We start from the raw sequence: 21,645 nt of genomic DNA on the forward strand, positions 1-21,645 counted from the left end.
CAGGAGTGACGGTGCAGACCCAGGTCTTGATGCACGAGTTGTTTCAGCGATCGTATGACGCGCTGGACAAGAGCATTACGACGCGCGTGGTGCCCTTCATGCTCAAGCTGCAGCAAGATCCGGACGCCCCCGGACTCGATCTCAAGCAGCCGAAGTCCGCACGCAACAAGAACGTTCGTACTGCTCGGATCAATGACCAATACCGCGCCGTGCTGCTCGCGGCCGGCGGTGACTGTGACACCCGCATCTTGTTCCTCGTGGCGATAAAGAAACATGATGCGGCGTATGATTACGCCGCATCATTGACCTTGCAGGTGAATGCCAAAACTGGCGCCGTCGAGCTATTCGACGCGTCAGCGCTGGATCAGGCTGTCGACAGCGCTCGCCAGTACGTCGGCGGGGGCAAGCCGATGGAGCGGCTGCTACTCGAGTCGGTCCGGCAGAAAGACCTCGAAAGATTCGGGATCGATCCTGCGTTGGCGGCGGAACTGAAGGCGGTGACCGATGAAGATGCCCTGGAACGTATTGTCACCGCGTTACCCAGTCCGCAGGGCAATGCTGTCCTGGATCTCGTCTACGGCAAGACCGCGGACGAGGTATGGCGAGATCTGGTGGTCGATGACCCCGGCACTGTCGACGTCGATGACATCGAGGCGGCACTGCGTCGGCCCCTGTCGCGACTGAGTTTCATCGCCGTTGATACCGATAACGCCGATGAACTGCGTGCCATGCTCGAGGGGGACTTCGCGAAATGGCGGGTATGGCTGCACCCACTGCAACGGAAACTTGCGACTCACACGGGATGGAATGGCCCGTTCCGGGTCACTGGAGGGGCCGGCACGGGCAAGACGGTCACGGCTGTGCACCGGGCCCGTTTTCTCGGTCACCATCTGCGTGGGTCCCGGCAACGGGTACTGTTCACGACCTTCACCAAGAATTTGGCGCGCGCGATTGAAGACCAGCTGATGCAGCTCGCCGGTCGGGAACTGCTGGACATCGTTGACGTCGTGAACATTGATGCGCTGGCGCGGCGAGTTGTGTCGACCACCGATATCGGGCGCTTGGCGGTGAAGTCGGCTACGTTTATCGCCGAGAACGACTCCAAGGCAAAGGAACTCTGGTCGCAGGCGGTGCTCGTTGCCGTCGGTTCGTGGACTCCGGCCTTCTTGGCTGACGAGTGGTCCCAAGTGGTGTTGGGTAACGGAATCTCCGATGAGACCGGCTACCTGAGGGTTCCGCGTACCGGACGCGTCGAAAGGCTCACGCGAGCTCAGCGTTGCGATGTCTGGCATGTGATGGAGCAGTTCGAACGACTCATGAGCGCTCAGGGTTTGATGACCTTCACCCAGCTCGCGGCCCGCGCCGCGGCGAACCTGGCGGTGGATCCGACTCTGCGACAACGGTTCTCGTATCAGCATGCGGTGATCGACGAGGCTCAGGATCTACACCCGGCGCACTGGCGCTTGATCCGAGCCCTCGTGCCCCCCGGTATCGACGACTTGTTCATCGTCGGTGATGCGCATCAGCGAATCTATGGGAAGCCGGTACCGCTGTCGCGATGCGGCATCGATACGCGCGGGCGATCACGACGGCTGACCATCAACTACCGAACGTCGAAGCAGATTCATCAGTGGTGCCTCGGGGTCGTCGAGCACAAGGCCGACGATCTCGACCTCGACTCGGACACCTTTCGCGGGGCGAGGTCGGTGTTCGACGGCCCCGCGCTGCTGGCGCATCGCTTCAGCACGAACGAGGCCGAATTCGACGGTATCGCCGAGACGCTATTCGCTTGGAACGCAGCGAACTTCGCCCTCGCAGACATCGCCGTGCTCACCTTCGAGCGCAGAAATGCCGGTCGAATCCATGAAGCCCTCACCAATCACGGTATTCCCGCGGTCGAGATCGACGAGCGTTCCGATGACCATGCCGCCGGGGACTGCGTGCGAGTGATGACGATGCATCGAGCGAAGGGCTTGGAGTTTCGGGCGGTGATCCTCGCGCAGCTCGGGGCCGACTCCTTTCCGCCCCCGTATCTGCGTGGGCTCGCCGAGTACGAACGTCGGCAAGAGGAAACCAAACTTCGATGTTTGCTATATGTGGCAGGGTCACGCGCGCGGGAGGGGCTGGGTGTCTACTGGACCGGAGTGCCCTCCGAGCTTCTCTCGGCTGCTCTGGAATCGGTTGTCGAGTCAGATGGTCGTAGTCGTGCGGTCTGAACGTGTGGTACGGAATCCGTCCATATTGTGATCGGTTGGCCGGCAGGCACTATTCGGCGGTACTCACTGTGCGATATCCCACCGGAGATTGGACCTGGGAGCCGCCCGGAGTTCGAAACGCGCCGCGTCCCGATAGTCGGTGAGATGGGCAGCGTGATCGTGCGGCCGGCCGAGGCGTCGGATGAGAAGTTCTTGTGGGAGATGTTGTTCGAGGCTTCGTACTCTCGGGAGAGAGCGGGGGTCGGCGGATGAGTTGCGGGATGTTCTTGCGCTGGCTCGGTATGTCGAAGGGTGGGGTGTGCCTGGGGATTTCGGGGTGGTGGGTTGGGCGAGGGTATTCACTGCCGAGAATGCCGCTTATGGGTTTGTTGATGAGCGGACGCCGGAGTTGGCTATTGCTGTTGCGCCGGGGCTTCGGGGGAGTGGGTTGGGGACCGCGTTGATGAAAGGGGTGCTCGATATTGCTCGGGGGAGGCATGATGGGGTGAGTTTGAGTGTGCGGGTGGATAATTCGGCGTTTCGGTTGTATGAGAGGTTTGGGTTCGTGGTGGTGCCCGATACCGAGTTGGCGCATGACGGGGGTGTTGCGGTTTCGGTGAGTTACTGCGCGGGGAAGGACAGGCGGCCGGGGGCTATGTAGTCGGCGGGGTCCAGGACCATGCGGAGGGTGGGAGCCTTTGGGAGGCGGGCTAATTCGGCTTCCAGCGGTGCTCGGAAGGCCTCGCCGCGGGCGGTTATCAGGGGGAGCCAGTTGTCGTGGTGGTTGGGGACGAAGACCTTGGGGCGTAGGGCCGTTATGTAGGTGCGGGGGTCTCGTAGGCCGTTGGTGAACTGGTTGTAGCCCTGGACCGCGCCGATGTGGACGTCGGATTCGGGGAGGGCGCGGAGGGTTTCGAGTACCCGGGGCGCTTTGTCCAGGAGGGGGCCCGAGGAATCGTGCCAGGTCAGGGTGAAGGTTTCGGTGCGGAATTGGTAGAGGAGTACGCCGCCCTCCGGATCGGTGAGGCGGCGTAGGAGGTGGGCCGTGTCGGTGAGAGTGGGTGGGTAGGAACGCAGATCGCGGAGGGCGGGGAGTGGTTTGACGGGGTCGCAGGCGTCCGCGCCCTCGTAGCGTGCGGTGCGCGCCGAGTGGATGTGTCGGACGGCTGTTATTGAGATGCCGGATTCGAGTTCGAACTCGTAGCGATCACCCGGTAGGGAGGTGCTGGAACCCAGTTCCACGCAAGCGAATTCGGGTTCGCCGCCCACCTGTTCGCGTGCGGTCGCGCAGTGTTCGGCGGTGCCGTGCACCACCGCGCCGCTGGCCTGCGCGATCGGCCCGGCGTCGGCGGCGTGGTCGAAGTGCCCGTGGCCGATGAAGATCGCGGCGGGGCGGAGCGCCGCTACCTCGGCGGGCGTGGTCGGGACGTATCCCGAGGTCGCGCCGCGGGGGACCCAGGCGTCGAGCAGGAATACCGAACCACCCAGTGCCACAGCGAAACTGGCGCAGCCGAACCAGCTCAGGATCACCTGGTCCGAACGCACGGAGCCGGTTTCGGCGTTGACGGCATCGACCCCGAAGAAGCGCTGTCGTGCGGCGATCGTCTCCGCGATCGTCGGCACCGGAATGGGCGGGGTCGCGATCCGCTGCGCCAATGTGCGCAGGCCGCGCTGGACGGGCCCCGCGAGCCCGCGCCGGGCCAACCCCGCCAGACCGCCTTGAATAGGACTGCGCGCCACCTGTATTCCTCTCGCCCGCGGGACCACCGGTCCAGACCGCATTCTGCCGGAATGCCGCCGCCCACGGCCCGCAGCTTCGGAGTACGCGTTGGGAGCGCCGAATTCCCGTGACGCGGGTAAACCGCACCCGGGTATCACGCCGGGCCCATGGACATTCGACTCGCGGCAATTCGCGGACTCGGGACCCATCGGCCGTGCCACGTCGCGCCACCGAACGCCTCGCCGCCGCGTACCAGGCCGCCCTGGAACAGGATTCGGGCCGGTAATCGGTAACCGAGACCTTGCCGTTGCATCGGGTCTCGGGCGCATGCGGGCGCCCGTCGGCATCGACATTTCGGAGATCGCGGGGCCCGTGCACACCGACAGCGACAGTCGATCCGGGCAGAATGCTGAGCCCGGGGCCCTATGTCCGGGCTCAATAGCCCAGGTCTCGCCCCCCGGGTCGATGCCGCTGCGCAGAGTTCGCAACCGGAACTCCGATGGCGTTCACCGCCCCTGGCGCGTGAACGTCATATGGGTGACCTTGTCCGACGATTCGAGCCGGGTGCACTCATACCCCGCGAACGTGGCCGGATCGTCGTAGATCTTCTCGCCGCCGCCCAGCAGGATCGGGACCTGTGCCAGGTGCAGTTCGTCGACCAAACCCGCGCGCAGGAACTGCCGGACCGCGCTCGCGCCGCCGCCGAGGCGCACATCCTGTCCGCCCGCGGATTCGAAGGCGCGCTTCAGTACCGCTTCGGGGGTGTCGTCGACGAAGTGGAAGACGGTGCCGCCCTCCATCTCCAGGGAGGGGCGCGGGTGGTGGGTGAGGACGAAGGTGTCGTGGTGGTAGGGCGGGTTCGGACCCCACCAGCCGGTCCAGGAGTGGTCCGGCCATTCACCGCGGATGGGTCCGAACATATTGCGGCCCATGATGGTTGCGCCGATATTCACCTCACCCGCGGCCGCGTATTTCTCGTCGAGTCCGCCCGCTCCGGTCGGTGCTTCGCCGGACATCGCACGTCCGAAGTCGGTGTCGAAGACCCAGGTGTGCAGGTCCATTCCGCCGACGCCGAGGGGATGGTCGGGTCCCTGATTCGGCCCGGCGATGTAGCCGTCCAGGGAGATCGACAGGTTGTGGACTCGAAGTTTCGGCATAACGCACCTCATTAACTGGTTGTGGTTTGCAATCAGTCACTATCATAGAAGCAACCAGTTGCGATCTGCAATCGGTTTGGTGGAAAAACGTGGGAGGCAGGCATGGACGCTCGCTCGGGATGCCCGATCAATGCGACCATCGAGGTCATCGGCGACAGGTGGAGCCTGCTCGTGCTGCGCGACATCATGTTCGGCGATCGCAGGCACTTCCGGGAGCTGCTGAACAACTCCGAGGAGGGCATCGCCTCGAACATCCTGTCCGATCGGCTCAAGCGGCTCACCGCCGCCGGACTGCTCAGCCGCGATGATGTGCGCCCGGGGCAGAAGGCCGAATACCGGCTCACCGAACCCGCCATCCAACTCGTGCCGGTCATGGCGCACCTGGGCGCGTGGGGGCTGCGGCATCGCCCGACCACGCACACCCTGCGCGTGCGCGCCGAACTGCTCGAGGAGGGCGGTCCGGAACTCTGGGCGGATTTCATGGACGAACTCCGCGAATCGCACCTCGGCACACCGCTGCCCGAGCGCTCCGGACCCCGCGCCACCGAACGCCTCGCCGCCGCGTACCAGGCCGCCCTGGAACAGAATTCGGGCCGGTAATCGGTAACCGAGACCTTGCCGTTGCATCGGGCTACCCGCCGGTGAATCTCGGAACACGACCGTGACGAACTGGTAGGTGAATGTTCAGCCCTTTGTTAACCGGTTCGCGTTGCATCGATATCAGGGATAGCTGAACGAAGGCTGTCGAGAGGGCAATTGGGGGCCCACCATGTACAACGACGTGCATGCGGCCACGCAGGGATGCGACGACCACAAGTACACGATGCGGATCAGCCGGCTGGCCATAGACAAGCTCGGAATCCGCCTCTACGACCGGGTTTCGGCGGTACTCGCCGAACTCATCGCGAACTCCTATGATGCCGACGCCACCGAGGTGGAGGTCTCACTACCGTGGGGCGTCACCCTCGCCGGGACGGTGCGCTCGGCCGACGAGCCCGCATATCGAATCGTGGTGTCCGACAACGGACATGGCATGACCACCGAGGAGATCAACGAGCACTATCTGATGGTCGGCTCCGATCGGCGCATTCGCACCGGGACCGATCTGTCCCGGGAGCGCGGTCGACCGGTCATGGGGCGCAAGGGAATCGGCAAGCTCGCCGCCTTCGGCATCTGCCGCACCATCGAGGTCGTCACCGCGGGCAGTCATTCCGGTGACGAGCACGAATCAGGTTGGCCTGTATCGCATATCGTGATGGACCTGGGCGATATGCTCTCCGACACCGAACGCGACTACTACCCGCGGCCGGGTCCGCTGGACGGCACCTACGCCGCCGCACGCGGCACCACCATCATCCTGCGGGACTTCTTCCGCAAGCGGGTGAACAGCGGTACCGAACTCAGCCGCCAACTGGCCTCGCGCTTCGGCATCGAACGCTCGGACTGGCAGGTGCGGGTGCGCAATTGCATCGGCGCGGAGAGCTTCACGCTCAGCGATCTGCCCATCGACGTCATGGAGGACACCCGCATCGACGTGAGCCGGGTGCCGGTGCGCTTCGGGCACAAGTTCCTTCCGGTGAGCGGCTGGATCGCGTACTCGAAACAGCCGTACCGTGACGACGCCATGGCGGGCGTGCGCATCTACGCACGCGGCAAGATCGTCGCGCAGACAAGGGATTTCGGCATTCCAGCCGGTTTCACCGGTGAGTTCAAACTGCGTTCCTACCTGGTCGGGGCGGTGCACGTGGACTGGCTCGACGATGAGGAGGACCTGGTCCGCTCCGACCGCCAGGACATCATGTGGAACTCCCCGCGCGGTGAGGCGCTCGCCCAGTGGGGACAGGCGCTGATCAAGGAGATCGGCCGCGTCGGCGAGAAATCCATTCGCCGCCGGGTCTGGGAGGAGTTCGTGGACCGCTCTCGGCTCCGCGAAACCCTGGAGGCGATCGCACCGGGGGATCGCCTGTTCCGCGATTCGGTGATCGACGCCGCGCGAATACTGGTGGCGCACAAGGACAGGGCCTCACTCGACGATCCCGCGCATATCGAGAACATGGTCCGGCTGGCGCTCTCGCTCGGCCCGCAGCGCAGTCTGCTCGAAACCCTCAAGGAGATAGCCGAAGACGCCGAACCCGAGATGGATGTCGTTGTAGCACTGTTCGAACGGGCCCGGGTCGCGGAGATCTACTCACTCGGGCAGATCGCCAGTGAACGCGTCGCCGTGGTGGATCGGCTGCGCGCGCTCATCGACGACCGCCGCTCCCTCGAACGCCCGCTGCAGGAGCTCATCGAGAGCGCGCCCTGGCTGCTGGCCCCGGAGTGGACGCCGCTGGGCATGAACGAATCGCTCAAACGCGTGCGCGCCAGCTTCGAGCGTTGGTACACACACAAATTCGGCACCACCCTGCTCACCACCGCCATCGGCAGCCCCAAACGCGAGCCCGACTTCGTCCTGCTGCACGATTCGGGCGAGCTGTGGATCGTGGAGATCAAGCGGATGGACTACCACCTCACCGACGAGGAGTACAACCGCGCGGTCAACTACCTCTACGAACTCGATCGCTTCCTCGATGAGAATCCGCGCATCGGCGCGCAATTCCCGCGCCGCAGACTGACTTTCATCGTCGACCATATCGACCGCCTGGGTCCCGCCTCGCTCTCCTCGCTGATGAGCGATCAGCGGGTGGACCGCCGCACCTGGCGGGAGCTGCTGGACGCCACCTTGCGCGCTCACCGCGATTTCCTCGACCGCGTCTACTCCATGCGCGGTAACGACGAGGAGGAGGGCACAGCCCGCGCGGGCTAGGAGGGCACAGCCCGCGCGGGCTAGGAGGGCACAGCCCGCGCGGGCTAGGGGTTGCACAGCCCGCGCGGGCTAGGGGTTGCACAGCCCGCGCGGGCTAGGGGTTGCAGGGCCCGTCGAATCCCCTTGCCAGAGAGCCACCGAGAGCAGCATGCCCGCGAAGGCGATATGCCTGGTCCCGGGCTGCACGACGGGTCCGCGCCGAATGCTTCGGCCGTTCCCTGCGCTCGGTGGGGGTTGGCGGGCGCGATCGGCGAGTTCGGCGAGCATGCCGGTGGTGCCGAGCCCGCGCGGGCTAGGAGCCCACCGCCCGTGTGATCACCCCCAGCGCGATGCGGCACCCCCAACGGCGTGGGTGTCGCATCGCTTCCCGTACCAGACCGGACGACCCGGGCATCGATTCCGGGTGCGCGCACATCACATCCGCCCGCGTGCAACCATGGACCGCGGCGCGCGTGGGGACGCAGCCCAAAGGTCCAGGCGTTCGAGAAGGTTCGGTTGATGGTGCACGGCACTGTGAAATGGTTCGACAGCGAGAAGGGCTTCGGCTTCATCAGCCCCGATGGCGGCGGTCCTGATGTGTTCGTGGAGTACACCGCCATCGAGGGTGAGGGTTTCCGTTCGCTGGCCGAGGGTCAGCGGGTGGAGTTCGAGGTGCGGCGCACCAAGCCGGGTCCCGAGGCCGTCATCGTGCGGGTCATCGCAGCTGGTTTCTGAAGAACTCCGTCGCCAGGGCGCGGGCCCGCTCCGCGGATGCCGGTTCGTCGCCGGTGAATTCCACCGCGGCCCGCTCGAACTCGCCCGCGATGAACGCGGCGATCGGCGCGGGCACCTCGCCGCTGCCCATTTCCCGGGTGCGCGACTTCAATTCGGTGAGCTCGGCGACCGATTCGACGAAGGCCGACGGCAGTTCGCATTCCGCGAGCAGGGTCGGTAAATGCATCGGCGCCACCGCTGTATCCGGATGGTCGTGCAACCAGCGCAATGCCATTGCCGGGCGCAGTGAATAGAACACCTTCTTCAGTGATCGGCTGGTGTCGAAAAGTCGCCACTGCCTGGCGCCCAGGTGCAGATAATGCCGGGCCACCCGATCGCGATCCGCCACCTGCTCGGCGAGTTCCCGCAATTCGGTGCGGAATCGGTCATCCGCGGTATAGATGATCGGTGACATCACCCATTCGATGAGCACCGCGTTCCCGCGGACCAGCAGCCGCAGCGCCTTCACCAGATCCCAGCCGCCGACATCGAGCAGCCCCACCAGCGGCGTCTCGATGACATCGCGCGGCGGCCACGGCGTCAGATAGTCGTCCAGCGGGCGCAGGTAGACGAACCGGCAGTCGTAATCGGAGTCCGGTGACGGGAAACCCCAGGCCCGACTGCCGCTTTCGATGGCGAGAGGTACCGTGACGCCCTGCTCACGGCCGATTCTGGCCAGTTCGCCGTCGATGGTGGCGACCACCGCCGGGTCCATCGAGGAGGGGATCGAGCGCAGTGTCATGGACGGTGACGCTAGCGTCCGAAGCCGTGCTGGTCCACGCGATTTCGCGCAGCCATTGCCCAAGGAAATAGGGGCGTGATTTGACCGTTATAGCTGAGAATTCGATGAGAATATGACTCGGGTCACACGGTTCGGAATGGGTGACGCCCATCACACAACGCTAATGCCCGGTAACGAGCCCGAAATGAGCGCCGATATGCTGGCTGTCGTTAGTTCGATCGAGATTCACCGAAAGGTATAAAATGATCCCCGTTATCATCGACACCGGTTCCGCTGCTCTCAATGGCCTGCTCGACACCGGCTCCGCCGCGCTGCATGGCATCCTGAGCACCCTGTGGACCGGCTCCTTCGGCCGCTAACTAGCGCCGCACAAGCCGAAAAGGCCGACCTCGGGTTTCGCAGCCCTGAGGTCGGCCTTTCGTCGTATTTATCGAACCGAGATAGTGTGCCATGCCCGCTCGGCGTCGAATGTGGCCCACGTCCCAGCGGGCTCCGATTGCTAATAATTAGCCTGTCAAACGACGTTTCGCTCGTTTAGACAGCCCCCATTTCATGCCCTAAGTTGGCCGATGCTCGGACGACCGTCCAAGGATTGTGGGGTATGGATGCACCAGCAACTGTCAGGCGACGACGGCCCGCTACCCGTGCGGGCGCGGTGAACGTCGACGCGCTCAAGGCCAGCTGGCGGCTGGTCGAACGCGCCGGCGACGAGGCCATCCAGTACTTCTACGCGCATCTGTTCCTCGCCCATCCCGAGGTCCGGGATATGTTCCCGATCCGGATGACCACCCAGCGCGGCAGATTCTTCGCCGCCCTCGGCCGCATTGTCAGCAATGTCGAAACCCTCGCCGCGGACCCGGAATTCGTCGCCCAGCTCGGGCGGGACCACCGTCGCTTCGGCGCGGTCGCCGCGCACTATCCCGCCGCGGGCGGTTCCCTGCTGGCCACCCTCGCGCACTTCCACGGCCCGCGCTGGACCAATGAACTGGCGCAGACCTGGACCGACGCCTATGAGGCCGTGGCCGGCATCATGATCAACGCCGCCGAACGGGCCGAACAGGTCGACGGTCAGCCCGCCTGGTGGGAGGCGGAGATCATCGCCACCGAGAAGCGCAGTATCGATGTCACCGTGCATACGGTGCGCCCGCTCCAGCCCTATCGGTACGAGGCGGGCCAGTCGCTGGCGGTCGAGATTCCGCAGCGTCCGCGACTGTGGCGCTACTACTCACCCGCCAACGCGCCGCGTGCCGATGGCACCTTCGATTTCCACGTCCAGGTGGTCGACGGCGGCGAGGTCAGTGCGGCCTTCGCCAGGTCGGTGCGGCCCGGCGACCGGATTCGCCTCGGCGCTCCGGTCGGTACCGCCTTCGTTTTCCCGCCCGATGCCGTGGACAGTCTGCTGCTCATCGCGGGCGGTTCCGGACTGGCGCCGCTGCGCGCGGTGCTGGACCGGGTCGAACAGGATTCGCACAGCACCGGATTCGCGCCGCGCGTGCATCTGTTCCACGGCGTCCGCACCGCGTGGAACCTCTACGACCACGAGGCGCTCACCGCGCGCACCGACAATCCGTGGTTCACCTATACCCCCGTGGTCTCCGAGGATCCGGGATTCGCGGGCGTGCAGGGCACGGTCGGCGCTGTCGCTGCGCGCGGCCGGGATCTGACCGGCGGCGCCACCGCCCTGGTCTGCGGTTCGCCCGCCATGGTCGCCGCCACCGTCTCCGCGCTCACCGGAGCCGGAATGCCGCGGCACGCAATCAGATTCGAGACCTTCGGCCAGGGGCCGGAGCCCGATAACGCCGCGCGTGATCTCGACAAGGTTGGCCAATGGATGTGACACCCGAAGACATTCAATCCGTTCGATTCCGGGGCGCGCGACTGGGACGCCGGGGATACGACGCCGACGAGGTCGATCTCTTCCTCACCCAGATACGCGGCGCCATGGCCAAATTGGCGCGCGAGAACCGGCAGTTGACGCTGACCAGCAACTCCGAGGAGTTGGCCCGGTTGCAGCGCGAGAACCGGCAGCTCGCCACGAAAAGCGATGCCCTGCAAATGCAGATGCAGACCATGGCGTCCGCCGGGGAACAGGCCGAACTGCAACGTCAACTCGCCAATGCCAATTGGGAGATCGCCCGATTGCAGGAGGAGATGGCCAAGGACGCGCTCGGTATCAGCGCGCAGGCGGTCGACATTCTCAATCGCGCACAGCTGTCGGCGGACTCCATTGTCGAGCAGGCTGAGGAGCACGCCCGCGACCTGATGCGGGTGGCGCGCGAGCAGCAGCGCGAAATGCTGTACCGGGCAAGGGAATCCGGGCTCGGTCGGGCGAACGGGAAGGCCGATCCCGAATCCGCGGAGCAGTTGCGCGCGTACTCCGGGCTACTGCGCAACCAGCTCCAGGCGATGATCATGACCCTCTCGGTCGAGGTCGACAAGCTGGCGCTGCTGCCCGGCGGCGCCGACGCCATCGAGGAGATCACCGGTGGCGCGGCGCATTCGCATGATCTGCCGAACGCCGGACTCTAGTCCGAGAACTGAACCACCGAAATCCGAATTACCTACGCACGAAAGGGAAGTGGGGGACACCCATGAATATCGAAGCATTGCAGCAGAGCTGGGGCCGGGTCGGCGCGGTCGGGCCCGAGGCGGTCGAGTACTTCTACGCGCATCTCTTCCAGGCCCATCCCGAGGTCCGCGGCATGTTCGCCGATGATCTGAGCCCGCAGCGCGAGCGCTTCCTGGCCGGACTCGGCCGGATTGTCACCAATGTCCAAACCCTCGGCGACGACCCGTCTTTCGTCCAGCAACTGGGGCGGCAGCATGCCCGGCTCGGCGTGATCGCGGATCACTACCCGGTGGCCGGGGCCTCGCTGCTCGCCACCCTCGAGCATTTCCTGGGCGAGGAGTGGACGCCGGAGCTGGCCGCCACCTGGACCGCTGCCTACGGTGCGGTGGTCGAGCTCATGCTCTCGGCGGAGGAGGAGAACGCCGCGTAGCGGCCCGCCGTTATCGGCGAATCCCGGTCATCGCGACCGTCATCCCGGCGCGCTTCTTGGTAGGAATTTATATCTGTTGGAACACAGCGGGTGTGGATCCCGGCCAAAACCATGCCGGGATGACCAGGAGGCGGCGGGGTGCCGGATCTGCCGGTTCGGTGGCGGGGCTATTTGCCGAAAGAGCCGCTGGCCGAACCGCTGCCGGATCCGGTGCCCAGAATGCAGAGCGGGTTGTTCACCATCAACGCTTCGGCCGAGCCGGAGGAGGAGCCGGTGACCGCGGAATCGATGGCGGGGGTGTTCGGCGCCGGCGCGGCCGGATCACCCGATCCGCCGTCGCGCATCGAACGTCCGTCGAGGTTGGCCGGGACGGGGACGCCCAGCAGGTCCAGCACCGTCGGGGTGATATCGGCGAGGGTGTAGCCGTTCTGCTGTGCCCCGGCGGCGAAGTCCGGTCCGCGCGCGATCACGAAACTGGCTGTCTCATAGGCGCTCTGACCGCCGTGCCCGCCCTCGGGCTTATGCCCGTGATCGGTGGTGACCAGGATGGTCCAGCGTTCGTTGGTATGCGCCGCCTGGCGCGCGTCGACCGCCCGGGTGATCTTCCCGACCAGGGTGTCCACCCGCTGGATGGCATCGCGATACGCCTGCGGCCAGATCCCGCGCAACGTATGCCCGGTGATGTCCACCTGATCCAGATGCGTGAACACCAGATCCGCCCCGTCGTCGGTGACCGCCGAGACCACCTGTGCCGCCGCGTTCGAATCCGCCGTCGTCTCACAGACTCCCGAGCCGGTGGGATCGATCTGCGTCACCGAGACCTTGTCCGCGTGCGGATTTCCGGTGCGCGCGATCATCCCGATCTTGTCCCAGGTGCCCAGCGATTCGGTGGTGAGCCCGGGCCGCGCCTGCTCCAACCGGGTGAAAACGGTCGGGTACGGCACGAAAGCCGCTGGGGTGCAGGTGGCGTCGTTGTCCTTGATGCTGTGCTTGGTATCCCACACTCCGGTCAGCGCGGTCGCCCAGGACACGCAGGACATGGTGGTGTGCGGTGCGATCGAGGTGCGCGCGAGCGTCCCCTGCGCGGCCAGCAGTCCGAGGTTCGGCGCGTTGGCGGCCACCACCTCGCTGTAGAGCGTGCCGTCGATACCGATCACCACGACCTTGTTCACGGTCGGTGCGGCGGCGGCGGGGATGGCGGTGGTGAGCGGCAGGGTGGCGAGTGTGGCGGCGGCGAGGACCCGACTCATGCGGGACAACCTTCGAGACATGCCGCGCAACCTAGTGCCTCGCGTCCGCTCACGCGGGCAAAACTGGACAATTGACCACGATAGTTCCGGCGCGTGGGAAAAGACCCATGTCACCGGTGTGATGGCGGCCGTCTACCGGGCGGTAAGCCGAGATCAAATCCGGCCCACTAAGCTAGCGCCCGTAAATCCCGGATCCCTTCCCGCAGGAGTACCCCACAGTGAGCCAAGCAGGCCGTCCTGTAGTTCTGATCGCCGACAAGCTCGCCCAGTCGACCGTCGACGCACTCGGTGACGCCGTCGAGGTTCGCTGGGTCGACGGCCCCAACCGGCCCGAGCTGCTCGCCGCCGTGCCCGAGGCCGACGCACTGCTGGTCCGTTCCGCGACCACCGTCGACGCCGAGGTGCTCGAGGCCGGTAAGAATCTGAAGATCGTCGCCCGCGCGGGCGTCGGCCTCGACAATGTCGACGTGCCGGCCGCCACCGAACGCGGTGTCATGGTCGTCAACGCGCCCACCTCGAATATCCACACCGCCGCCGAACACGCTGTGACGCTGCTGCTTTCGGCCGCGCGCCAGATCCCGGCCGCCGATGCCACGCTGCGGGAGCACACCTGGCAGCGCAGCAAGTTCAACGGTGTCGAGATCCTGGGCAAGACCGTCGGCGTCATCGGCCTGGGCCGTATCGGCCAGCTGTTCGCGCAGCGCCTCGCCGCCTTCGAGACCAAGATCGTCGCGTACGACCCCTACACCTCCCCGGCCCGCGCCGCCCAGCTCGGCATCGAGCTCATGTCCCTCGACGAGGTGCTCGCGGCCGCCGACTTCATCTCCATTCACCTGCCCAAGACTCCCGAGACCAAGGGCATGCTGAACGCGGAGACCCTGGCCAAGACCAAGAAGGGCGTCATCATCGTCAATGCCGCCCGCGGCGGTCTCATTGATGAGCAGGCGCTGGCCGATGCCATCAAGTCCGGCCATGTGCGCGCCGCCGGTCTCGACGTGTTCGAGACCGAACCCTGCACGGACAGCCCGCTTTTCGAGCTGCCGCAGGTCGTGGTCACCCCGCACCTGGGCGCCTCCACCGCCGAGGCGCAGGATCGCGCGGGCACCGATGTCGCCAAGTCGGTCAAGCTGGCGCTCGCGGGCGAGTTCGTCCCCGGCGCGGTGAACGTCACCGGTGGTTCGGTCTCCGAGGAGGTCGCCCCGTGGCTGGAGATCGTCCGCAAGCAGGGCGCGCTGCTGGGCGCGCTGTCCTCCGAGCTGCCGGTCAGCCTGGAGGTTCAGGTGCGCGGTGAGCTGAGCGCGAATGATGTTGCGGTACTGGAGCTCTCGGCTCTGCGCGGCGTCTTCTCGGCCCTCATCGAGGATTCGGTCACTTTCGTCAACGCCCCGTCGCTGGCCAAGGATCGCGGCCTCGAGGCCACCGTCACCACCGTGTCGGAGAGCCCCACCCACCGCAGCCTGGTCGATCTGCGCGCCGTATTCGGCGACGGCAGCACCCTCAACGTGGCGGGCACCCTGACCGAGCCGCACCAGGTCCAGAAGATCGTCAATATCAATGGCCGCAACTACGATATGCGCGCCGAGGGCCTGAACCTGGCCGTGCTGGCGTACGAGGACAAGCCGGGTCAGCTCGGCCGCCTCGCCACCAAGCTCGGCGAAGCCGGTATCGACATCCTGGCCGCCCAGCTGACCCAGGACCTCGACCAGGAGGGCGCGACCGTCATCCTGCGCGTCAACAAGGAGGTCCCCGCGGACGTCCAGGCCGCCATCGCCGAGGCCGTCGGCGCCGCGAAGGTCGCCCAGGTCAACCTCGACTAGTCCGACGGGCACGACTGCCCGAAAGTCATCGCCACTGCGCCCCCGCCCTCTTCGCGGCGGGGGCGCAGTGCTGTGCGCAGGCGCTCGGTGTGGATCCCGGCCGAAAGCATGCCGGGATGCCGGTCGGGGACCCGAATCTCAGTGTGTGGGAGCGGTTCGCCCTGGTGACGGGGGTCGCGGCGGCACCCGCTATCGTGACCGTTGTTCACGGGCGCATATATCCGATCGGAGCATTGTTTTCATGAAACTCGCTGTCATCCCGGGCGACGGAATCGGTCCCGAGGTCATTGCCGAAGCCCTCAAGGTGCTCGATGTGGTGGTCCCCGGTGTGGAGAAGACCGAATACGACCTCGGCGCGAAGCGGTTCCATGCCACCGGTGAGATCCTGCCGGACACCGTGATTCCGGAGCTGAAGCAGCACGACGCCATCCTGCTGGGCGCTATCGGCGACCCGTCGGTGCAGAGCGGTGTGCTCGAGCGCGGTCTGCTGCTGCGCACCCGCTTCGAGCTCGATCACCATGTGAATCTGCGGCCGTCGCGGCTGTACGCGGGTGTCACCAGCCCGCTCGCCGGCAATCCGGACATTGATTTCGTGGTCGTGCGCGAGGGAACCGAGGGTCCGTACACCGGCACCGGCGGTGCGATCCGCGTGAACACCCCGCACGAGGTGGCGACCGAGGTCTCCACCAACACCCGCTTCGGCGTGGAGCGCGTGGTCCGCTACGCCTTCGAGAAGGCGCGCACCCGGCGCAAGCATCTGACCCTGGTGCACAAGAACAATGTGCTGGCCTTCGCCGGTTCGCTGTGGACCCGCACGGTCGAGGAGATCGCCGCGGAATACCCGGATGTGCGGACCGCGTACCAGCACATCGATGCCGCCACCATTCATATGGTCACCGATCCGGGCCGCTTCGATGTGATCGTCACCGACAACCTGTTCGGCGACATCATCACCGATCTGGCCGCCGCCGTCTCCGGTGGTATCGGCCTGGCCGCCTCGGGCAATATCGATGCCTCGGGCACCAATCCGTCCATGTTCGAACCGGTGCACGGGAGCGCCCCCGATATCGCGGGCCAGTCCAAGGCCGATCCGACCGCCGCGATCCTGTCGGTGTCGCTGCTGCTGAACCACCTCGGCAATGCCGAGGCTGCCGCCCGCATCGAGGCCGCGGTGGCCAAGGATCTGGCCTCGCGCACCGCCCCGGCCTCCACGGTCGAGGTCGGCGATCGGATCGCCGCCGCCGTCTGATTCGGCGAATCGACCCGGCACGGCCCCGCCCCGGTTTTCGAGGCGGGGCCGTTCGCTGTCCCAATCCCTGAGTCGCACAGGTGATTACCGCCGAGTAGGATCCGTTTCGCGGCTTTCCAACTGGGTCGAAATCGAAACCTGATGCGGCAGTGAGACATATCGCATTCATGCATTCGGATGCGAAAACGTAACGGGCGCAGGTCTTCCGGATTTGCCGGAGATCAGCGCGGCGCCCGCGAGATCATCGGGAAGCCCTGGGCACCAACGGGACTGCGACCGCCGCGACCACCGCCGCCAGCGCGTAGGTGACCGGAAAACCCGCCGCCGTGATCAAAGCGCCGAACCCGGGGGCCACCGCCGCCATGGCCAGATTCTGGCCGGTGTTCTGAATCCCCAGACCGCGCCCCGACCAGTACGGGCCCGCGATCTCCGCGACCGCGGTGAAGGCCAGCCCATTGTCGGTGACGGTGATGACCGAGGCCGCGATCAGCACCGGAATCGCCGCCCACCACCAGTGCGCCCAGGACGCGAAGGCCAAGGCGGCCATGGAGATTGCCGCCGCGACGGCCACCGTGCGCAGCGGTCCCAACCGGCTCGCCACCCGATCGGACCAGACGCCCGCGCCGATTCGCCCTCCCGCGCCCAGGATTTGGGTGATCGTCACCAGTGCGCCCGCCGCCGCCAGTGACCAGCCCACATCGCGGTGCAACCACAGCAGCGCGAAGGTCCACAGCGTCCCCTGGGGGATGCACAGCAGCACCGACACCGCGTGAATGCGCCACAGCGTGGAGTCACCGCGATACGGATTCACGGGACGCCCTGTCTCGCCGCCGGATTGGGGGCGGGGCGGATCGACGATGCCGAACAGGCAGGCGACCGCGGCCGCGCCCGCCATCAGCGCGGGCACCAGGATGGCGGTCGAGAAACCCTGTGCCGCAGCGATGGCCGGAATGCTCAGCGCGCCGATGCCGACGCCCAGCGGCTGCGCGGTTTGCCGAATTCCCATGGCCAGCCCGCGTTTATCGGGCGGAAACCAGCCCACGATGACCCGTCCGCTCGCGCCATTGGTGCTCGCCGCGCCCATACCGCCCAGTAACAGCAGCGCGCCCAGCACCGCGTAGTTGGTGACCGTCGCCGCTGCGACGCCCGCGATCAACATCAGCGCGGGACCGGCCACCAGCGCCTTGTGCTCGCCGATCCGATCCACCACGTAGCCCCACGCGATCAGTGTGCAGACCAGGCCGATGGTGGGCATGGAGACCAGTAGACCGGCCGTGGCCAGCGATAATCCCCGCTCGGTCAGGGTGGGCAGCAGGAAGGGGGCGCCGTGCACGAAGACCGCGCTGGAGCTCTGCGCGAAGACGCCGAGGGCCAGCATGCTCCACCGTTTGGCTGATCCGATCTGTGTCTCGGTGGCCATGGCCGCACCTCAAATCTCACTATGTGGAACTACAGTCTTACTGTGTGAACATCGGACCCTACGGTACACCCGGGGCCGCCGACTGTTTCCGGGGCAAGCTGTCGATTTGCTCACACCGGAAAGGCTGCGCCGCGTAGGATCGACGGCACATCGAGTTGTCTTGCGTACAAGGGCATTCCACATTTCCGGCGACCCGATGCGGGCAGGCATGCCGCACCCCGTTCCGGAGGTGTCCACACGACTGCCGATCGCCCCGCGCGATCGCGCCCGCGTCGCGTGGTCGGGCGCATTAGGGCAGGTGGAAGCCGGTCGATAGGATGCGAAACATGCGCCTAGGTCGAGTTGCCAGCCCAGATGGGGTCGCTTTCGTAAGCATCGAGGGTGACGGCGGCGACGCCGTCGCCCGCGAAATCGCCGAACACCCGTTCGGCACCCCGACGTTCACCGGCCGCAGCTGGCCGCTCGCGGATGTGCGCCTGCTCGCGCCGATTTTGGCCAGCAAGGTGATCTGCATCGGGAAGAACTACGCCGACCACGCCGCCGAAATGGGCGGTCCGGCACCGGCCGACCCGGTCATCTTCATCAAGCCGAACACCTCCATCATCGGCCCGAACGTTCCGATCATGTTGCCGCCCAGTTCCTCTCAGGTGGACTACGAGGGCGAGCTGGCGATCGTCATCGGCCGCCCCTGTAAGGACGTCCCGGCCGCCCAGGCGTATCAGGTGATCCTGGGCTACACCGTGGCCAATGACGTCACCGCCCGCGACCAGCAGCGGCACGACGGCCAGTGGACCCGCGCCAAGGGCTACGACACCTTCTGCCCGCTCGGCCCGTGGATCGAGACCTCGCTGGACCCTTCGGATCTGGCGATCTCCACCGAGCTGGACGGCGAGCAGAAGCAGAGCAGCCGCACTTCACTTCTGCTGCACGATATTCCGAAGATGATCGAGTGGGTGACCACCGTGATGACGCTGCTGCCCGGTGATGTCATCCTCACCGGCACCCCCGCGGGCGTCGGTCCGATGCAGGCCGGTCAGAGCGTGTCGGTGACCGTCGAAGGTATCGGCACCCTCACCAATCCCGTTGCCGCCAAACGCTGATCGAGAGAGAGCCATGACAGACGTTCGGGTCCGATTCTGCCCGTCCCCCACCGGCACACCGCATGTCGGCCTGGTCCGGACCGCACTTTTCAACTGGGCCTATGCCCGCCACACCGGCGGGAAATTCGTCTTCCGTATCGAAGACACCGATGCCGCACGGGATTCCGAGGAGTCGTATCGGGCGATTCTGGACGCGCTGCGCTGGCTCGGCCTCACCTGGGACGAGGGTCCGGAGGTCGGCGGCGACTACGGTCCGTACCGGCAGTCGCAGCGTCGTGACATTCATCTCGATGTGGTGCGGCGGCTATTGGCGGCGGGGGAGGCCTACGAATCCTTCTCCACCCCAGAGGAAGTCGAGGCCCGGCACAGGGCCGCCGGACGCGATCCCAAACTCGGCTACGACAACTTCGACCGCGACCTGACCGCCGAGCAGATCGCCGCCTACAAGGCCGAGGGCCGTGCCGCGGTGATCCGGCTGCGCATGCCCGACCACGACCTGTCCTGGAACGATCTGGTGCGCGGTGAGACCACCTTCCGCGCCGGTGTGGTCCCGGACTTCGCGCTCACCCGCGGCAATGGCGATCCGCTCTATACGCTGGTCAATCCCGTCGACGACGCGATGATGAAGATCACCCACGTATTGCGCGGCGAGGACCTTTTGTCTTCCACCCCGCGTCAGCTCGCGCTGTATGAGTCGATGATTCGTATCGGCGTCGCCGAGCGCACCCCGGAGTTCGGTCATCTGCCGTTCGTGATGGGGCAGGGGAACAAGAAGCTGTCCAAGCGGGATCCGGAGTCCAATCTCTTCCATCACCGCGATCGGGGCTTCATTCCCGAGGGTTTGCTGAATTATCTGGCGCTGCTCGGCTGGAGCATCGCCGATGATCATGACGTCTTCTCCATGGCGGAGATGGTGGCGGCGTTCGATATATCGAAAGTTAATTCGAATCCGGCCCGTTTCGACCAGAAGAAGGCCGACGCCCTGAACGCCGAACATATTCGGTTGCTGGAGTCGGGTGATTTCGCTCACCGACTCCGGGAGTACCTCACCGAACACGGTCATATCGGCGCCGAGATCGATGAGAAGCTCTTCGCCACGGCCGCAGATTTGGTGCAGACCCGCATCGTGGTTCTGGGTGACGCATGGGATCTCTTGAAGTTCTTGTTCGTACCCGCCGAGGATTTCTCGATCGACCCGGCGGCGAAGGAAAAGAATCTCGGCCCGGACGCACTGCCGGTATTGCAGGCGACCATCACCGCCGTGACCGGCGTTTCGGAATGGTCGGCGGGCGCACTCGAGGAGGCGCTCAAGACCGCGCTCATCGACGAGTTGGGCCTCAAACCGCGTAAGGCATTCGCGCCCGTGCGCGTCGCGCTGACCGGATCGCACATCAGCCCGCCGCTGTACGAGTCGATGGAACTGCTGGGCCGCGAGGTCTCGCTGGACCGGTTGCGGGCCGCGCTCACCGCGTAAACCCGCGAAGAGGTTGGCGGAGTTGCCGGTGAACAACGCTCGAACTGTTCGAAAACCGGCCTCTGACCAGCCGATTTGTAGTTGACCCGGCTACTCCTGCTAATCTTCTTCTCGGCCGGAAGCGGTCAGGGAGTTCCCACTGGGAGCAATCTGAAAGCCCAGGTCATTGGGGTATGGTGTAATTGGCAACACAGCTGATTCTGGTTCAGCCATTCTAGGTTCGAGTCCTGGTACCCCAGCTCCGAGAGCTTTTCGAAGCTTTCGAAATGCTGGAGATTCGATGGTCCGGCCATCGAGCAGTCGACAGCAATCCTGGTCCCGTCGTCTAGCGGCCTAGGACGCCGCCCTCTCAAGGCGGTAGCGCGGGTTCAAATCCCGTCGGGACTACAAAGGTAAGGCCCTCAGCCGATCGGCTGGGGGCCTTTGCTTTTCGCGGGTGGTTACCGCCTATTGGTACTGCTCAATCCTGTTCGGCGAGAGTGCTGCCGCCCAAAGGCATGGCGGGCAATCCCAGTTTGCGGTGATCCCAGCTGCGCACCCGCTCGGGCACGATGCGAATCGCGATGCGCTTGTTCAGCATCTGCTCCACGAACGGCTTCATCTCTTCGGTGTAGGGCCCGGTGTACCGCTCCCACACGCTGATTCCGACCTGGAACAGCGCATCGGGGTCATCCACGATCTCGGCGCGGCCCTCGATGGAGAGCCCGCGCAGCTGGTCGTAGGTATCGCCGGCCTCGAGCAGGACGGTCACCCGCGGATCGCGGCGCAGATTCACCGCCTTCTGCGATTTGGCCTTGGTCTCGAACCAGATTTCGCCGTTGATCAGCGCGTACCACATGGCGGTCAGGTGCGGATTGCCCGTCGCGCCGAGGGTGGCGAGGTTGGCGATTCGGCTGCGCCGCATGAAGTCCGCGATCTCCTGCTCGGACATCGTGATCTGAGCGCGTTGGTTAACTCCCATCA

Annotated in this window: 18 protein-coding genes and 2 tRNA genes; 14 read left to right on the forward strand and 6 right to left on the reverse strand. The window is 65.6% G+C overall.

The window, feature by feature from the left end:
* The first annotated feature begins 11 nt into the window (after positions 1-11).
* Together NA10_RS23600 and NA10_RS39550 are read left to right on the forward strand one after the other, a co-directional pair.
* On the forward strand, positions 12-2,216 hold the full coding sequence (locus NA10_RS23600) for a UvrD-helicase domain-containing protein (protein WP_157556703.1): 2,205 nt from the start codon (positions 12-14) through the stop codon (positions 2,214-2,216).
* 181 nt (positions 2,217-2,397) lie between these two features.
* A complete protein-coding gene (locus tag NA10_RS39550; protein WP_084515167.1) occupies positions 2,398-2,856 on the forward strand; it encodes a GNAT family N-acetyltransferase in 459 nt (152 codons plus the stop codon).
* Here NA10_RS39550 and NA10_RS23610 read toward each other — a convergent pair.
* Positions 2,817-3,935 (reverse strand): MBL fold metallo-hydrolase, encoded by a 1,119-nt coding sequence (locus NA10_RS23610; RefSeq protein WP_067571589.1) that lies wholly within the window; start codon positions 3,933-3,935, stop codon positions 2,817-2,819. The genes NA10_RS39550 and NA10_RS23610 overlap by 40 nt on opposite strands.
* Positions 3,936-4,421: 486 nt before the next feature.
* Entirely contained in the window at positions 4,422-5,072 is a 651-nt protein-coding gene (locus tag NA10_RS23615; protein WP_067571591.1) for a dihydrofolate reductase family protein, read from the reverse strand.
* A gap of 102 nt (positions 5,073-5,174) precedes the next feature.
* On the opposite strand from NA10_RS23615, the gene NA10_RS23620 reads away from it, so the two are divergent.
* From NA10_RS23620 to NA10_RS23630, 3 genes are all read left to right on the forward strand, one after another.
* Entirely contained in the window at positions 5,175-5,672 is a 498-nt protein-coding gene (locus NA10_RS23620; RefSeq protein ID WP_067571593.1) for a winged helix-turn-helix transcriptional regulator, read from the forward strand.
* Positions 5,673-5,841: 169 nt separating this feature from the next.
* Positions 5,842-7,878: an ATP-binding protein gene (locus NA10_RS23625; RefSeq protein ID WP_067571594.1), complete on the forward strand. Its 2,037-nt coding sequence runs from the start codon at positions 5,842-5,844 to the stop codon at positions 7,876-7,878.
* Positions 7,879-8,376: 498 nt separating this feature from the next.
* Entirely contained in the window at positions 8,377-8,592 is a 216-nt protein-coding gene (locus NA10_RS23630; protein ID WP_067571596.1) for a cold-shock protein, read from the forward strand.
* On the opposite strand, the gene NA10_RS23635 is transcribed toward NA10_RS23630, so the two are convergent.
* The gene (locus NA10_RS23635) at positions 8,573-9,373 is read right to left on the reverse strand and encodes a nucleotidyltransferase domain-containing protein (RefSeq protein ID WP_157556704.1); all 801 of its coding nucleotides are present in this window, start codon (positions 9,371-9,373) and stop codon (positions 8,573-8,575) included. The two genes, NA10_RS23630 and NA10_RS23635, sit on opposite strands and share 20 nt — an antisense overlap.
* Before the next feature lie 601 nt (positions 9,374-9,974).
* On the opposite strand from NA10_RS23635, the gene NA10_RS23640 reads away from it, so the two are divergent.
* The 3 genes from NA10_RS23640 (at position 9,975) to NA10_RS23650 (ending at position 12,372) form a co-directional block, all read left to right on the forward strand.
* Complete coding sequence (locus NA10_RS23640; protein WP_218021566.1) at positions 9,975-11,210, forward strand: FAD-binding oxidoreductase; 1,236 nt, start codon at positions 9,975-9,977, stop codon at positions 11,208-11,210.
* On the forward strand, positions 11,201-11,902 hold the full coding sequence (locus NA10_RS23645; protein WP_067571600.1) for a DivIVA domain-containing protein: 702 nt from the start codon (positions 11,201-11,203) through the stop codon (positions 11,900-11,902). Before NA10_RS23640 ends, NA10_RS23645 begins: the two co-directional genes overlap by 10 nt.
* A 62-nt stretch (positions 11,903-11,964) precedes the next feature.
* Positions 11,965-12,372 (forward strand): globin domain-containing protein, encoded by a 408-nt coding sequence (locus NA10_RS23650; protein WP_067571602.1) that lies wholly within the window; start codon positions 11,965-11,967, stop codon positions 12,370-12,372.
* 167 nt (positions 12,373-12,539) lie between these two features.
* Here NA10_RS23650 and NA10_RS23655 read toward each other — a convergent pair whose 3' ends face one another.
* On the reverse strand, positions 12,540-13,622 hold the full coding sequence (locus NA10_RS23655; RefSeq protein ID WP_067571604.1) for an alkaline phosphatase family protein: 1,083 nt from the start codon (positions 13,620-13,622) through the stop codon (positions 12,540-12,542).
* Between the two features lie 218 nt (positions 13,623-13,840).
* Here NA10_RS23655 and serA point away from each other — a divergent pair, with 218 nt between their 5' ends.
* Both serA and NA10_RS23665 read left to right on the forward strand, forming a co-directional pair.
* Positions 13,841-15,439, forward strand: a complete 1,599-nt coding sequence (gene serA / locus NA10_RS23660) for a phosphoglycerate dehydrogenase (RefSeq protein WP_067571607.1) — start codon at positions 13,841-13,843, stop codon at positions 15,437-15,439.
* A gap of 241 nt (positions 15,440-15,680) precedes the next feature.
* Positions 15,681-16,688, forward strand: a complete 1,008-nt coding sequence (locus NA10_RS23665; RefSeq protein ID WP_067571609.1) for a 3-isopropylmalate dehydrogenase — start codon at positions 15,681-15,683, stop codon at positions 16,686-16,688.
* Positions 16,689-16,929: 241 nt separating this feature from the next.
* Here the strand turns inward: NA10_RS23665 and NA10_RS23670 are convergent, their stop codons facing one another.
* The gene (locus NA10_RS23670) at positions 16,930-18,108 is read right to left on the reverse strand and encodes an MFS transporter (protein WP_067571611.1); all 1,179 of its coding nucleotides are present in this window, start codon (positions 18,106-18,108) and stop codon (positions 16,930-16,932) included.
* Between the two features lie 326 nt (positions 18,109-18,434).
* Between NA10_RS23670 and NA10_RS23675 the strand changes: the two genes are divergently transcribed.
* The 4 genes from NA10_RS23675 (at position 18,435) to NA10_RS23690 (ending at position 21,069) form a co-directional block, all read left to right on the forward strand.
* Complete coding sequence (locus NA10_RS23675; protein WP_067571613.1) at positions 18,435-19,208, forward strand: fumarylacetoacetate hydrolase family protein; 774 nt, start codon at positions 18,435-18,437, stop codon at positions 19,206-19,208.
* Between the two features lie 13 nt (positions 19,209-19,221).
* Complete coding sequence (gltX, locus tag NA10_RS23680; RefSeq protein WP_067571615.1) at positions 19,222-20,682, forward strand: glutamate--tRNA ligase; 1,461 nt, start codon at positions 19,222-19,224, stop codon at positions 20,680-20,682.
* Positions 20,683-20,849: 167 nt separating this feature from the next.
* Positions 20,850-20,921, forward strand: a tRNA-Gln gene (locus tag NA10_RS23685).
* Between the two features lie 75 nt (positions 20,922-20,996).
* Positions 20,997-21,069: transfer RNA gene (locus tag NA10_RS23690), tRNA-Glu, on the forward strand.
* A 73-nt stretch (positions 21,070-21,142) separates the two neighbouring features.
* On the opposite strand, the gene NA10_RS23695 is transcribed toward NA10_RS23690, so the two are convergent.
* Positions 21,143-21,643 carry a PPOX class F420-dependent oxidoreductase gene (locus NA10_RS23695; protein WP_067571617.1) on the reverse strand — a complete coding sequence of 167 codons (501 nt, stop codon included), beginning with the start codon at positions 21,641-21,643 and terminating at the stop codon, positions 21,143-21,145.
* Positions 21,644-21,645: the final 2 nt, after the last annotated feature.

The organism is Nocardia acidivorans NBRC 108247 (genome assembly GCF_001625085.1).
GTDB classification, from domain to species: Bacteria; Actinomycetota; Actinomycetes; order Mycobacteriales; family Mycobacteriaceae; genus Nocardia; species Nocardia acidivorans.